Raw genomic sequence first — 13,386 nt, 5'->3', positions numbered from 1 at the left:
CCCTCAGCGTAGGAGCTGTCTACGTCGGCGTCAATCTTTCGACGGCGACGTAGCGATGATGCGCTCGAGGTAGTCCAGGTCCTGGCGCAGCAGGCTCAGCGCGGCGGCCGGATCGTCGGGCCGCGGCGTCTCGGGGAGCCGGTCCGGAGCCTGCGCGACCATCGCGACCGCCATCTCGGCCATCTGGTCGGCGACGTCCTCGGGCGACTGCGCGCCGCTTGGGCGGTACCACCAGGCGATCCAGTTGCACATGCCGATGAGCGCGAGCGCCGTCGTCCGGACCTCGCGCGGGCGGAACTCGCCACTGCGGATGCCCTGGTCCACGACGCGGGCGAACCCGTCCAGCACCCGGCGCTTCGCGGCCTGGTGGGCCACGGCGAGGTCGTCGGGCAGCTCGGACTCCGAGCGGATGACGAGCTGGAACCGCGCCGCGTGCCGCGCCTGCTGGCCCGCGATCAGCCGGACCAGCTCGCCGAGCTTGGTCACCGCGTCGAGTTCGCGCGCGGCGATCTCCTCGGTCGCCGCGGCCGGCGCCTCGGTGATCTCGGTGACGAGCCGGGCGAGCAGCTGGTCCTTGTTCTTGACGTAGTAGTAGAGCGACGGCCGGGTCATCCCCATGGCGTCGGCGATGTCCTGCAGCGACGTCCCTGCGAAGCCCCGTTCGGCGAACAGCCGGGTCGCCTGCTCGTAGATCTGCGCCTCCACCAGCTCCCGACGAGGCCGCCGGGCGGGGGTCTCGTCGGAGGTCGGCTCGGGCGCGCTCATGGTCGCCGACGATAGAGGAGGTGGCCTCCGGCCAGGTGAGCACTAAGTGGGCCTATGACCCCACTTTCTACTCACCTGCGCAGCACCTACCATTGGTCAATGGACCAGAACGCGGGACAGGACGACGGCGTCACCTTCATCAACATCTTCGAGATCGCCCGCGAGGACGTGGAGACGTTCAAGGTCGGCTGGCAGCAGCTCGCGGCGATCATGGCGGCGGCAGCCGGGTTCCGGGGTGCGCAGCTCCACGAGGCCGTGAACGACGAGGCACGGTTCCAGCTCGTCAACATCGCCCGCTGGGACAGCGAGCAGGCCTGGCGTGACGCGTCCACGAACCCGGCGATGCGCGAGGCGGCGACCCGCTTCGGCAGCGACCCGAGCGCCCCTCGCCCCGCGCAGTTCCCCGGCCTCTACCGCCCGACGGTCGCCTTCACGCCGGAGAGCTGAGCCCTACCGCATCGAGCACCCGGTCCAACCCGCGCTCGAAGAGCTCGTCGTCGGACGACCCGTCGTCGAGAAATCCCGAGGACCCGAGCGTGGGATAGAGGTCGCCCCGGCCCGCGATGTGGTCCCGCACCTGGACCATGACGGCCGGGGCGTCGAGGCGGCGCCACGACGAGTCGTTCATCGCGGTGCCGATGACGACGTTCGAGAGCAGCTTCGTCGCGACCTGCAGGTCGGCGCCCGACAGGCCCGCCCGCACCAGCGTGGCCTGCAGGAACTCGATCCGCGCGAGCACGTTCGGGCCCAGGAGCGGACGCCCGAGCAGCCCCGGCGACCAGGGGTGGCGCAGCATCGCCGCCCGCCAGTCGACCAGCAGGGCGCGCGCGGCGATCCGCGGCTCGACGCCGGACGGGATCGGCACCTCGCCCAGGACGTGGTCGACGGCCAGGTCGAGCACGTCCTCCTTGGTGCGGACGTGCCAGTAGAGCGCCGTCGAGGTGACGTCGAGGCGCTGCGCGAGCCGCCGCATCGTCAGGCGCTCGGCGCCGTGCTCGTCGAGCTCCGCCACCGCCGCGGTGACGATCCGCTCCACGCTCAACGGCTCGGCCCGCCGCCCGGCGGCCGCCGGCTGGTCCCGCAGCCACAGGACGTCCTTGGTCACGCCCGCAGACTATCCGGCGACATAGCGACTTACCACTGATAAGTTGCTGACCGACGGAAGGGGCAGCCATGAAGGCAGCACGGTTCGAGCAGTACGGAGGGCCCGAGGTCCTCGAGATCGTCGATCTGCCCGACCCGCACCCGGGCCCCGGCCAGGTGCGCATCGCGGTCCGCGCGGTCGGGGTGAGCGCGTCCGACCCGAAGCTGCGCGCCGGCACGCTGAACTTCGGCGCGCCGCTGCCCTCGACGACGGGCGCCGAGGTCGCGGGCGTCGTCGACGAGCTCGGCGAGGGGGTCACCGACGTGGCGGTCGGCGACCGGCTCTTCGGCATCTCCGACGACCACGCCGGCGCCGCCGAGTACGCGCTCATCACCTACCGCGCCCCGATCCCCCGCGCGCTCGGCTTCGTCGACGCGGCCGGCCTTCCCGTCGCGCTCGAGACCGCCACCCGCGTGCTCGACCAGCTGAAGGTCGGCGACGGCACGACCGTCCTGCTCAGCGGCGCCTCCGGCGGGATCGGCAGCGTCGCGGTGCAGCTCGCGAACGCCCGGGGCGCCCGCGTGATCGGCACCGCGAGCGCGGCCAACCAGCACTACCTCCGCCTGCTCGGTGCCGAGCCCGTCGTCTACGGGGACGGGCTCGTCGAGCGCGTCCGGGCCGTCTCCCCCGACGGCGCCGACGTCGCGGTCGACATCGCCGGCAGCGGCGTCCTCCCCGAACTCATCGAGCTCACCGGCGCGGCCGACCGCGTGCTCACCGTGGCCGACATGGAGGGCGCCACCACGCACGGCGTCCACTTCAGCAACGGCTTCGCCGACGGCAATGCCTTCCACGCCATGTCCACGATCGGCGAGCTGATCGAGGCCGGCCGCTTCTGGCTGCCGGTCGAGCGCACCTTCCCGCTCGCCGCGATCGCCGACGCCCACCGCTGGAGCGAGACCGGGCGCGTCCGCGGTCGGCTCGTCCTGGTCGTCTGAGATGCCCGTCCCCGAGCACGCCCGCGCGGTCCACCTCGTCGCCCGGCCCTCGGGTGCCCTGACGACCGACGTCCTCCGCACGGTCGACGTCCCCGTCACTCCCCCGCCACCCGGCCGCCTGCTCGTGCGCGTGGAGCACCTCGGGCTCGCCGCCGTCCTGCGCGAGCGGATGAACCCCGACGCCGATCTTCCCTTCCCGCCGCTCGCCATTCACGAGTCCGTGAACGGCCCGGCGATCGGTCGCGTCCTCCTTCCCGACGCCGGGTCGGTGCCGGTGGGTGCGCTCGTCGCCTTCCACGGCCCCTGGGCGGAGTACGCCGAGGTCGACGCCTCATCCGTGCAGGTCCTCGACCCGGACCTCCTGCCCTCGCCCGAGTACCACCTGGCCACCGGCAACGGCGCCACCGCACTGCTCGGGATCCGCGACGTCGCCGCGGTCGGTGACGGCGATGTCGTCGTCGTGACCGGCGCGGCCGGCGGCGTCGGCTCACTCGCCGGGCAGATCGCGCGACGGCTCGGAGCCGCGCGGGTGATCGGGACGGCCGGGTCGGCGGAGAAGTGCCGATGGCTCGTCGACGACCTCGGCTTCGACGTCGCCCTGAACTATCACGACGACGGGTTCGCCGCGGCCCTGCGCGACGCCGCCCCCGACGGCGTCACCGCCACGCTGGACCTGGTCGGCGGCACCCAGCTCGAGGCGGTCGTCGCTTCGGCGGCCGCGCACGCGCGGATCGCGATCGGCGGGGCGCTCGCGGCCCAGCAGGCCGGCGCGCCCTGGCCGCGCATCGACACGCAGCAGGTGCTGCTGAAGGGCGTGCACCTGCGGGGCTTCGCCCTGATGCACGCCCGGCACGTCCTCGGTGAGTGGCCCGCCCTGTTCCGCCGCTGCCTCGACGAGGGCCTGGTCTTTCCGCACACCGTGGTCGACGGCGGACTCGACGCCGCCCCGCAGGCGATGGTCGACCTGCTCGCGGGGCGGTTCCGGGGTCACGTGTCGGTACGGGTGCACTGACCCGCCGCCGTCGTCGGTCACCGTCAGCGGATCGCAAGGCCAGGCGGATGACAGCGGTGTCATCCGCGCCGATAGTCGAGGGCGATGCACCCACACATGGAGGGCCCCACGCCTCGGCGCCAGTCGGATCGACCCACTGATCCTCCGGGTCGGTCCTCGGTCACCGTCGCCCGCGGCGGTGCGCATCGTGCCGCCGAGGGGCCGGAGGGCTGGTACGTCTCGCCGCTGCGGGAGGCGAAGCGGCAGCGGGAACGCGCCGTCCGGCGAGCGAAGCTGACGGTCGCGGCCTGCACGACCGCCGCGATCGCGATCCTCGTCGGGGTCGTGCTGAGCGTGGCGCCGTCCGTCGGGGCCGACAGCTCCTCGTCACCGACCGGTTCGACGACGAGCGGCACGTCCGCCTCCCCGAACGCCCTCGCCCCCGGCGGCGTGGCTCGCCTCCTCAGACCCTGATCAGCGGGTCCCGCCGGGCTGTCGTGCCCGCACCGTCGGAGCTCATTCACGTCCCGCTGCGGATCGCTGACCCAGCCTCGGGAGGAGCGCCTCAGCATTCGCGCGGTCGACCCCCGGCAGCGCGGTCTCGTCGAGGACCCGGTCGAACGTGACGCCCCACGACTCGGGCGCGAACGGGAAGTCGCTGCCGTAGAGCACGTGGTCGGGCGGGAAGAACGCGGTGATCGACGGCAGCGCGGTGGGCGTCGCTGACAGCGCGGTATCGACGTAGAAGCTCCGCAGCTCGGTGAGGATGTCCTCCTCGGTCACTCCCTCGGCGAACATCGCCGCCCCCGCCAGCCGACTCGCGACGAACGGCACGAACCCGCCCGCGTGCGACAGGATCACGCGCACCCGCGGGTACCGGGCGAGCACCTGCCGCGTCGCCATCTGCAGGGCCGCGCGCGTCGTGTCGAACGGGAAGTCGAGCAGCGGGCTCGGCAGCCCCGGCAGCATCGGCAGGGCCGGGCGGGGCCGTCGGGTGCACGAACACCACTGCGGCCCGCTCGTCGAGGACCTGCCACAGCGGGTCCAGCGAGGCATCGCCCAGGTAGACCCCGCCGGCGTTCGACAGCAGTACCACCCCGTCGGCGCCCAGCACGTCGAGCGCGTACGCCGCCTCCGCGATCGCCCCCTCGACGTCGGGCAGCGTGAGCACCGCGAACTGGCCGAACCGGTCCGGATTCGTCCGGACCAGCTCGGCGTGCTCCTCGTTGACCGCCCGCGCCAGCTCCCGTGCCTCGGCATCGTCCCCGAAGTGCACGCCGGGCGCGCTGATCGACAACACGCCGGTAGCGATCCCGCGGCGATCCATCATCGCGAGCGCCGCGTCCGGGTCCCAGTCCGGCGTCGGCCACCCACCCGCGGTCAGCCCCCGCTCCTCCAGCGCGCTCCGGTAGCGCGCCGGAATGAGGTGCTGGTGGACGTCGATCCGCCCGGTGCCGGTCATGCTCTTCCTCCGCATAGGTCGACGAGTGCCGTGTCTGGTGCACAGGAATCCTGCGCACCACACACCCCACTCTGCGACCTAGCGATCAGTGGTCCATCCGTAGGGGCCGCCCGGAGGAAGGAACGGCGCGCCACTCTCGAGCCGGGTCTCGTGCAACCCGAGCCGACCCTCGAGACCGCGCCGCATCTCGACCTCCGTCACCAGGTTGTTCTCACCGTCGTGCACAGTGCTCAGGGCCTCGACCAGGAGCATCACCAGCATGCCGAAGGCGTACTCCTCCGGGTCGTCGCCGGCCCACCCTTCCTGCAGTTCCTGCAGGTACCGCTGTCCCTCGACCGCCGGGATGCGCACGGAGGCCGGCACGGCCCGCTCCCCTCGGTGCGTCGCACCGACGATGAATCGCTCCGCGCCCTCGGGCGGCTGAGCGTCGAGGCCCTCCTGCCGAAGGGCGGACACCAACTCGTCGAGCAGATCGCCGCGGCTCACAACGGTCCGCACTGGCGATTGCTGGGGAACACGGTGTTGATCCTGTTCCCTCCGTTCTGGGAGTACATGGTGAAGATGACCTGCCGGACTACCTGATTGGTCCGCAGATCCCTCAGGAACAGCACCCGTGACCGGCAGGTCTGGTCCCCGCGCGCAGGGTACGTCGCGTCCGGATCCGCGGCGATGGTCCGCATGGCGAGGTCGGCGACGTCGCGCCAGTTCTGATAGGTCCCACCTGCGGCCCCCTCGAAGTCCGTCTTGTGTCTCCAGAGGAGGTGCCGGTACCCCCACGTCGGTGAGGGGCTGTAGCGCGGTCCCCCGCACAGGAGTGCCAGCTGCCCGCCGGGGGCAGGGAAGTTCTGCACGGTCTTCTGTTCGTCGGTTCCGCGCCCGCAGGCTCCCCACGGGCCCGCTACCTGTGCGACCGCGACTCCCGGCGCACCGAGCAGCAGGACGACGGCCGCGCAGACGATCGCTGCCCCGCGTGCGACGCGCGATGTCAGTCCCACCAGAACCGCCACAGGAACTCTCCGCGGATCGACTCCGCGTATTCCGAGAGCGGGATCGGGGTGGTGCGGAGCTCCACCTGAGGATCGACCTGGTCGGGACAGAACGCGAAGTGCTCCGCCGCGACCGACCGGCACTCCTCACTACTACGCGGAGGGCGCGCGACCGAGAGCAGCAGCGTGTCCGGCCCGACGAACGACACGACCGCCCCGAACCGGTCCTCCCAGCTCCGCAGGACGGCGGTCGCCCGCGGCAGATCGCGGTCCCCGTAGTTGCACATGCCCGACCACCGCAGCGCCAGCGGGACGTCCGCGGGTCGCGCTACCTCGACCACACCCATGCGCGCGATGCCGTGCGCCGCGCGTGCGAACCCCGTCGCGGCCGCGATCGTCGCGCGGTGCCGGGACAGGTCCCGCCCGAGGCCGACCGGCGGTGGGAGCTCGGCGGCGAGGGGTTCGTCGCACGGGCAGTCCGGGAGACACGGCCCCGCCCACCAGTCCGAGAGCACGGTGCGTGGATCGAGGTCGACGAGCGCCGGGTTCTCGTCGATCGCCTCGAAGTCACAGCGATCGAGGGTGACGTCGTTCAGCAGGACCGGGCACCGATGGGACCTCCGTGCGTCGCGGAGGAGCCTTCGGTACAGCGAGGGGTCCGGCTCGGCGAGGAGTTCGAGCAGCTTCGGGACGGGTTCGCGGTCGGTCTTCACATGGGTTCTGACTGACCCCGGGCCCGATCGGTTCCATCTTTCTCCACGGGCGCTTCGGCCCCGTGAGCACTAAGTGGGGCTATAGCCCCTCTAAGTGCTCACAAGGCCGGAGGCCACCAGCAGCGCCCCGGCGTCGGGAAGCTCCGGCGGCAGCCCGAGCGAGCGCAGCAGGCAGAACGCCCCGGCCGTCGCCGCGGAGAGCACGGGCAGGCCGAGCTCCTTCTCGACGACGGGCACCAGCGGCAGCGAGGGCATCTGCACGCAGCAGGAGATGACCAGCGCGTCGGCGCGGGACAGATCCAGCCCCCGAGCAGCGTCGACGACCCGCGAGCCCGGGATGCAGCCGACCTCGGTGTTGTCGCCGACCTCGAGTGCGGCCCAGTCGACGATCTCGATCCCCTCGGCCTCGAGGTACGCGACGACCTGCTCGGCCAGCGGCTTCATGTATGGCATCACGAGCGCGACGCGTCCCCACGACCGCGCCGCCAGGGCGTCGACCAGCGCTCCCGCGGACGACACCAGACCCGCCGGCAGCCCACGCTCGGCGAGCTGGGCGGCGACCTCCGTCTCGACCCGCCGGTGCTCCCCCGCACCCTGCGCCATGACGGCGACGAGGCAGGCGTAGAGCAGGGCGTCGACGCCGGCGTCGGCGAGCTCGTCGACGCACCGGCTGCGCTGCGCGTTCATGGCGACGAGTTCCTCGGGCGTCACCTTGTGCATGCGCATGCGGCTGCCGTGGAAGGAGAACGTCTCCGTGGGGTGGCGCGCCAGCAGCGCCGGGATCTCGGTCTCGACGGTGACGTTCGAGCTCGGGACGATCATGCCGATGCGGTGGTGGCTCACGGGTTCTCCCCCGACAGGCGTGCGGTGATGTCGGCCGTCATGGCCTTCTTGTCGAGCTTCCCGATCCTCGTCCGCGGCAGCGCCTCCACCAGCTCCACGCGCTCGGGCCACTTGAACTTCGCGACGTCGAGCCGGTGCAGGTGATCGCGGAGGTCCTGCAGCGTCACCGGGGTGCCGTCCGTGGACAGGTAGGCGCAGCCGCGCTCGCCGAGTCGGGGGTCGGGCATGGCGACGAGCGCCGCCTCCACGACGTGCGGGTGGGAGAGGAGCAGCAGCTCGACCTCCTCGGCGTTGATCTTCTCGCCGCCGCGGTTGATGAGGTCCTTGATGCGGCCCTCGATGGAGATCGCGCGGTGCCCGTCGAGCAGGCGGACGGCCGCGAGGTCGCCGGTGCGGTAGAAGCCGTCCGAGGTGAACGCCTCGGGCCGGTCGACGCCGTAGTAGGCGCGCAGCGTGTACGGGCCGCGGCAGCAGAGCTCGCCCACCTCGCCGTCGGGAACCTCGGTCTCGATACCCGGCTCGAGGAGGCGCACCTCGTCCTCCGGCGAGATCGGCACACCGACCGTCTCCCGGCGCAGCTCCACCGACGTCCCCTGTGGCGTCACCAGGAACATGCCCTCGGCCATACCGAAGAGCTGGCCCACCCAGGCCCCGCCACGGCCCGTCGTCCGGAAAAGCTCCTCGGAGACCTTCGCGCCGGAGAGCAGGACGACGCGCAGGGTCTCGGCGAGCTGGTCGTAGAGCGGGTGCTCGGGCGCGCGGTAGTGGACGTGGCCGAACAGGACCGACGTGGTGCGCTCGGCGACGAGGAGGGGCATGGCGGTGTCGAGGTCGTGGTCGGTCAGGACGAGGCACGCGCCGACCGAGTGCGGGGCGTGCACGCCGCAGACGACCCCGGCGTTGTGGATGACGGGGATGAGGTGGCCGACGCGGTCGTCGGCGGTCCAGCCGAGGACGTCGGCGTAGGCGCGGGCGTTGTACCAGTACTCGGCGTGGTGGCGCGGGATCAGCTTCGGGACGCCCGTGGTGCCGCCGGAGAGCTGGAACACCGCGATCGCGTCGGGCTCGATGCCGCGCTGGATCTCCTCGACGCGCTTGCGGGCCTCGTCGGGGTCGATGTCGGCGACGGGCAGGTCGTCGACGACCACGACGTGGTGCATCGTCGGGTGGTCGCGGCCCTGTTCGTGGGCGAACGCCACCAGGTCGATTCCGCGCGTGCCGGCCTCGACGAGGTGCGCCCGCGCGCCGACCGCCCGACTGATCTGGGCGATCTCGTGCCCGCGGTGGGCGGCGAGGGTCGCGACCGGGACGAGCCCAGCCTTGAGCATCGCGTACCAGGCGACGACGGTCTCGAGCCGGTTCGTGACCTGCACGATCACCGGGTCGCCCGGCCGCAGCCCCAGGTCGGCGAGCCCGACAGCGATGCGGTCGGTCTCGGCGTCCAGCTCCGCGTAGCTGCGGCGACCCTGGGCGGCGACGACCGCGTCGCGGTCGGGGTTGGCGAGCGCGACCGCGTGGAACTCGTCGGCGATCGTGCGCGTCCCGAGCAGGCTCATCGCAGGGCCACCAGGTGCGTCCGGTCGGCGGCGAGTCCGTCGGCGAAGTCGTCCCGGCACGCGTGCGGGCCGGCGACGACGACGAGCGCGGGCGTCCGCCGTCGTAAGCGCTCGGCGACCTCGAGACGGGTCAGCACGCTCGATCGATCGTCAGCGCCGGTCAACCAGATGACGTCCATCGTCCGCTCCCCCTGCTGCACGGCCTTCTCGACGACGTCCTCGCGCCCCGACGGCCGGTCGTCGGCGCCGAGGTCGAGCACTGTGGCGTCGAGGGCGGCCGGGTCGTCGGCGACGACGCGGGAGTCGAAGCCTCGCGGGCCGACGGTCGGGTCGTCGACCTCCGGGTCCTGCCCGGGCGTCGACGGCCGCAGCGACCGGCTCAGCACCCACTCCGCGAGCGACCCGACCGTGTCCCGTTCCTGACGTCCAGTGTCAGCGGTGGCACACGGCTGACCCGGCGCGGCCGTGGCCGTGGCCGACGAAGCGACCGTGTCCCGCTGCTGACGTTCAGCGTCAGCGGTGGCACACGGCTGACTCTCGGGCGGCGACTCCCCCGCCCACTGCTGCAGGGCGGCATTCACGACGTCGGGTGTGCCCGCGGCGAAGCGGTCCAGCGGCACGTTCCCGGCCCGGCTCATGTAGGCCACGAGCAGCTGCTCGACCGGCAGCTCCAGGCGCTCCGGGAACGTCTCCCACCAGCGACGGGAGCGCTCGGCGATGTCCTGGATCCGCTCCACGGCGGGTCGGCGGGCGGCTTCATAAGCACTCAACGCGGGTTCGAGATCGTCGGCTTCGCCGAGCGCGGTGACCAGAGCGATCGCGTCCTCCATCGCCAGCTTCGTCCCCGACCCCACCGAGTAGTGCGCCGTGTGTGCGGCGTCCCCGAGGAGCACCGTCCGCCCGGAGTGCCAGGTCGCGCACCGCACCGTCCGGAACTGCATCCAGCGCGTGCGGTTCCCGATCAGGCGATGCCCGTCGAGGTGGTCGGCGAAGACGTCGGACAGGTACTCCAGAGCCTCGACGTCCGACGAGTCGGGTGGCACCTCACGGTCGAAGCCGGCCGCCGCGAGCGTCGCCGGATCCGTCTCCACCAGGAACGTGCTCCGGTCCGCGGCGTAGGGGTAGGCGTGCGTCACGAACACCCCGTGCTCAGTCCGTTCCGGGGCGAACAACGCGTGGGGCAGCGCCGTGTCGACCCCGGCCCACAGGTACCACCCGCTCCCGACCTCGACGTCCTCGCCGAAGTCGCCGGCCGCCCGGGTCGCACTCCCGACCCCGTCCGCCGCGATCACCAGGTCCGCGTCCAGCTCGTCGGCCGACCGGCGGACCCCGAACTCGAGCTTCACCCCGGCGTTCTCGGCGTGCCGCTGCAGCACCCGCAGCAGGTCGGCCCGACCGACGGCGACGAGCGAGTTCACGCTCATCCCCGCCGACCGGTCCCCCACGCGCATCCGCATGTCGTGCGACCACGCGGTGGCCAGGATGTCGTCGAGCGAGGCGGGGTCGGCCTCGGCGAGCTTGCGCTGCGTCCGCGCGGCGAGCCCGACCCCGAACCCGAACGTCTGGTCCGGCACGCCCTGCTCGTGCACGACGACGTCGCACTCCGGCTGCGCGAGCTTGATCAGTCGTGCGGCGTAGAGACCTCCCGGTCCCCCGCCGAGCACGGCGACGCGGTTCAGCTTCACGACCGCGCGTCCGCGAGCACCCGGCTCGTCCGGGTCACGTCGTCGACGTGGTCGACCGGCACGACCGCCGTCGACACCGCCGTGAAGCACCCCGGGCAGCAGTACTGCCGGAAATGCACCGCGCCGTCGACGTACTCCCCCGCGTTGTCCACGACCTGCGGGCCCGCGTCGCTGACCGGCCCCTCGTAGCGGACCAGATCGAGCTCGCCCACCGCGCCGAAGCCGAGCACCGTCGCGCAGTGCACGCACGCCACCTGCTCGCCCACGGCGACCAGGTTGTCGTCCAGACGTCGGGCCTCGGCCAGGTCGATCGTCTCCCGCGTCCCCTCGCTCGCGCCCCGGGTGCGGCGTGCTTCCCGCAGTTCCCGACGACGGGTCTCGGTCGCCTCGGCATCGACGGTCCCGTCGACGACGACCACCCCGTAGGCCGAGGCCGCACTCGCCGCGGTGACCTTCTCCTCCCGCACATCGCGGGCGACATCTTCCGGGGAGCGGGTCAGCGGGTCGCCATAGCCCCCGCCGCCCTGCCAGAACATCGTGAACACCTCGCCGGGCGCCACGTAGGTCTCGCCGTAACAGGGCTGCAGCTCGGCCGTGCCGCCGACCTCGGCGAGGTCGGCGGGCAGCTGACCGGCACCGAGCATCGTCGTGACCTCGGCGCCTCGGGCGATGTACTCGACCCCGGTGTTGCCGGGATAGCCGCCGGCGAGCCCGTTGTTCTGGCTGACCGCCTTGCCGTTGGAGGCGAGGACGAGGCCGATCGGGAAGCTCGTGCCGTGCGGGGTGACCGCCATCGACGCCGAGACGCCGCCCCGTCGTCGTCCGGGACCGCCCGAGTCGGGCTCCTCCCGCCGCCAGAGCGCGAGGACCGGGTAGAGGAACTCGGTCATCTCGACGTCCGGCACGCGGCCCATCGGGATGCAGAACAGCCCGCCGGTGTCCATGCCGTCGGCCTGCGGCTGCGCGCCGTAGCCGCCGGCCATGGGGTCCATGAGGATGGAGAGGAACGGGGTCGGGACCGGTCCGCGCTGGTCGAGCCCGGCGATGACGGCGGTGTCCCACGTGCCGCAGCAGGCGGACTGGACGTGCGCGTCGAGTTCGGGCGCCTGGTCGAGCATCTGGGAGAGGCACTCGGCCACGAGGTTGCCGGTGAGCCAGGCGGGCCCGATCGGTCCACGCCCGACGGCGGCCGGGAAGCTCGCGTTGTTGATCGTGCCTTCCTCGGCGACGAGGTCGAAGCAGCGCATGAGCCCGCCGGCCGACCACGGGATGTCGCCCGCGAGGATCGGCAGCAGCGCGAGCATGACGCCGCCGCGCATGCCGGCGTAGGTGCAGTTGACGACGCCGGACTGCGGGTCGGTGCCGGTGAAGTCGAAGGTCAGGTGGTCGCCGGCCTTGCGCATCTCGACGGTGATCTTGTGCAGGCCGCGGTCGCCGGTGTGCGACTGGTCCTGGTAGCCGGTGGCGCGCCACCTGCCGTCGGGAAGGTCGGTGAGCTTGCCCCGCAGGCGCGACTCGGCGTCGGACATCATCCGCTTCATCACGGCCTTGACCGTGTCGGCGCCGTACTGCTCGATGACGGCGATGAGGCGGTCGCGGCCGACGGTGTTGGCGCCGACCTTCGCGCGGAGGTCGAGCCCGATCATCATCGGGACGCGGGAGCGGCGGACCCAGACGTCGGCGACGTCGTCCTGCAGCACGCCGTCGCGGACGACCTTGATCGGCGGGGTGGGCAGCGACTCGGAGAAGACGTCCTGCGCGGCCGGGGAGAAGGAGCCGAGGCCGACGCCACCGAGGTCGGCCTGGTGGGCGATCGCGGAGGTCCAGCCGAAGAGCTTCCCCTCCCAGAACACCGGCTGGTAGACCATCGCGTCGTTCTGGTGCAGCCCGCCGCCGACCCACGGGTCGTTGGTGAGGAACATGTCGCCCTCGGCGATGCCGGGGTTGACCGAGCGGTGCTGCAGGGTCCAGTAGATGGCGAGGTCGACGGCGCCGACGAGCATCGTGTTGTAGAGCCCGACCTGCACCTCCTGACCGAGCTCGTCGGAGACCGCGAAGTCGAAGTCGTTCGCGTCGGTGACGATCGGCGAGCCGGACATGCGCTTGAGCGCCTCGCCCATCTCGTCGGTGACCGACCAGAGGCGGTGCCGGATGACCTCGTAGGTCAGCGGGTCGAGCGCGTCGATCTGCTCCTGGGTGACGGTGTGGATCGGCAGGCTCGCCGGGAGCTGCGCGGCGAGCGTGGCGGGGTCGATCGGGCGGCTCGAGAAGCGCTCGGAGCCGGGGACGGCCATCGTCATGGG

At 72.3% G+C, this 13,386-nt stretch carries 13 protein-coding genes and 1 pseudogene; 4 read left to right on the top strand and 10 right to left on the bottom strand.

What is annotated here, in order from left to right; all coding sequences use genetic code 11:
- Positions 1-30: 30 nt before the first annotated feature.
- Positions 31-765, bottom strand: a complete 735-nt coding sequence (locus BJ983_RS01500; RefSeq protein ID WP_218890050.1) for a TetR/AcrR family transcriptional regulator — start codon at positions 763-765, stop codon at positions 31-33.
- 99 nt (positions 766-864) lie between these two features.
- On the opposite strand from BJ983_RS01500, the gene BJ983_RS01495 reads away from it, so the two are divergent.
- The gene (locus tag BJ983_RS01495; protein ID WP_179792172.1) at positions 865-1,212 is read left to right on the top strand and encodes an antibiotic biosynthesis monooxygenase family protein; all 348 of its coding nucleotides are present in this window, start codon (positions 865-867) and stop codon (positions 1,210-1,212) included.
- On the opposite strand, the gene BJ983_RS01490 is transcribed toward BJ983_RS01495, so the two are convergent.
- A complete protein-coding gene (locus BJ983_RS01490; protein WP_179792171.1) occupies positions 1,196-1,870 on the bottom strand; it encodes a TetR family transcriptional regulator in 675 nt (224 codons plus the stop codon). The genes BJ983_RS01495 and BJ983_RS01490 overlap by 17 nt on opposite strands.
- Positions 1,871-1,938: 68 nt before the next feature.
- Between BJ983_RS01490 and BJ983_RS01485 the strand changes: the two genes are divergently transcribed.
- Together BJ983_RS01485 and BJ983_RS01480 are read left to right on the top strand one after the other, a co-directional pair.
- Positions 1,939-2,847, top strand: coding sequence for an NADP-dependent oxidoreductase (locus BJ983_RS01485; RefSeq protein WP_179792170.1), 909 nt, complete (start codon positions 1,939-1,941; stop codon positions 2,845-2,847).
- A 1-nt stretch (position 2,848) separates the two neighbouring features.
- Positions 2,849-3,859 (top strand): zinc-binding dehydrogenase, encoded by a 1,011-nt coding sequence (locus BJ983_RS01480; RefSeq protein WP_179792169.1) that lies wholly within the window; start codon positions 2,849-2,851, stop codon positions 3,857-3,859.
- A gap of 495 nt (positions 3,860-4,354) precedes the next feature.
- Here BJ983_RS01480 and BJ983_RS31420 read toward each other — a convergent pair whose 3' ends face one another.
- From BJ983_RS31420 to BJ983_RS01470, 3 genes and pseudogenes are all read right to left on the bottom strand, one after another.
- On the bottom strand, positions 4,355-4,807 hold the full coding sequence (locus tag BJ983_RS31420) for an amidohydrolase family protein (protein WP_281376246.1): 453 nt from the start codon (positions 4,805-4,807) through the stop codon (positions 4,355-4,357).
- 88 nt (positions 4,808-4,895) lie between these two features.
- Positions 4,896-5,300 (bottom strand): annotated as a pseudogene (locus tag BJ983_RS31415) (amidohydrolase family protein); the annotation flags it as partial.
- A 78-nt stretch (positions 5,301-5,378) separates the two neighbouring features.
- Positions 5,379-5,663: a hypothetical protein gene (locus BJ983_RS01470; protein WP_179792168.1), complete on the bottom strand. Its 285-nt coding sequence runs from the start codon at positions 5,661-5,663 to the stop codon at positions 5,379-5,381.
- 15 nt (positions 5,664-5,678) lie between these two features.
- Between BJ983_RS01470 and BJ983_RS01465 the strand changes: the two genes are divergently transcribed.
- On the top strand, positions 5,679-5,882 hold the full coding sequence (locus tag BJ983_RS01465; protein ID WP_179792167.1) for a hypothetical protein: 204 nt from the start codon (positions 5,679-5,681) through the stop codon (positions 5,880-5,882).
- Positions 5,883-6,285: 403 nt separating this feature from the next.
- Here the strand turns inward: BJ983_RS01465 and BJ983_RS32005 are convergent, their stop codons facing one another.
- The 5 genes from BJ983_RS32005 to BJ983_RS01440 all read right to left on the bottom strand — a co-directional run bounded on the left by BJ983_RS32005 (position 6,286) and on the right by BJ983_RS01440 (position 13,383).
- On the bottom strand, positions 6,286-6,999 hold the full coding sequence (locus BJ983_RS32005; RefSeq protein WP_179792166.1) for a DUF4253 domain-containing protein: 714 nt from the start codon (positions 6,997-6,999) through the stop codon (positions 6,286-6,288).
- A gap of 90 nt (positions 7,000-7,089) precedes the next feature.
- Complete coding sequence (locus BJ983_RS01455) at positions 7,090-7,842, bottom strand: aspartate racemase/maleate isomerase family protein (protein ID WP_179792165.1); 753 nt, start codon at positions 7,840-7,842, stop codon at positions 7,090-7,092.
- On the bottom strand, positions 7,839-9,398 hold the full coding sequence (locus BJ983_RS01450; protein ID WP_179792164.1) for an AMP-binding protein: 1,560 nt from the start codon (positions 9,396-9,398) through the stop codon (positions 7,839-7,841). Before BJ983_RS01450 ends, BJ983_RS01455 begins: the two co-directional genes overlap by 4 nt.
- The gene (locus BJ983_RS01445) at positions 9,395-11,083 is read right to left on the bottom strand and encodes an FAD-dependent monooxygenase (protein ID WP_179792163.1); all 1,689 of its coding nucleotides are present in this window, start codon (positions 11,081-11,083) and stop codon (positions 9,395-9,397) included. The genes BJ983_RS01450 and BJ983_RS01445 overlap by 4 nt, the downstream gene beginning before the upstream one ends.
- Complete coding sequence (locus BJ983_RS01440) at positions 11,080-13,383, bottom strand: hydantoinase B/oxoprolinase family protein (RefSeq protein ID WP_179792162.1); 2,304 nt, start codon at positions 13,381-13,383, stop codon at positions 11,080-11,082. Before BJ983_RS01440 ends, BJ983_RS01445 begins: the two co-directional genes overlap by 4 nt.
- Between the last annotated feature and the right edge of the window lie 3 nt (positions 13,384-13,386).

The sequence above is a fragment of the Actinomycetospora corticicola genome (assembly GCF_013409505.1).
Classification (GTDB): domain Bacteria; phylum Actinomycetota; class Actinomycetes; order Mycobacteriales; family Pseudonocardiaceae; genus Actinomycetospora; species Actinomycetospora corticicola.
This window is presented reverse-complemented; position numbering and strand designations above follow the sequence as displayed.

Coding starts and splice junctions, on each gene's coding strand:
- BJ983_RS01485 (WP_179792170.1), top strand. CDS start 1,939: ATGAAGGCAGCACGGTTCGAGCAGTACGGAGGGCCCGAGGTCCTCGAG.
- BJ983_RS01500 (WP_218890050.1), bottom strand. CDS start 765: ATGAGCGCGCCCGAGCCGACCTCCGACGAGACCCCCGCCCGGCGGCCT.
- BJ983_RS01480 (WP_179792169.1), top strand. CDS start 2,849: ATGCCCGTCCCCGAGCACGCCCGCGCGGTCCACCTCGTCGCCCGGCCC.
- BJ983_RS01495 (WP_179792172.1), top strand. CDS start 865: ATGGACCAGAACGCGGGACAGGACGACGGCGTCACCTTCATCAACATC.
- BJ983_RS31420 (WP_281376246.1), bottom strand. CDS start 4,807: ATGCTGCCGGGGCTGCCGAGCCCGCTGCTCGACTTCCCGTTCGACACG.
- BJ983_RS01450 (WP_179792164.1), bottom strand. CDS start 9,398: ATGAGCCTGCTCGGGACGCGCACGATCGCCGACGAGTTCCACGCGGTC.
- BJ983_RS01440 (WP_179792162.1), bottom strand. CDS start 13,383: ATGACGATGGCCGTCCCCGGCTCCGAGCGCTTCTCGAGCCGCCCGATC.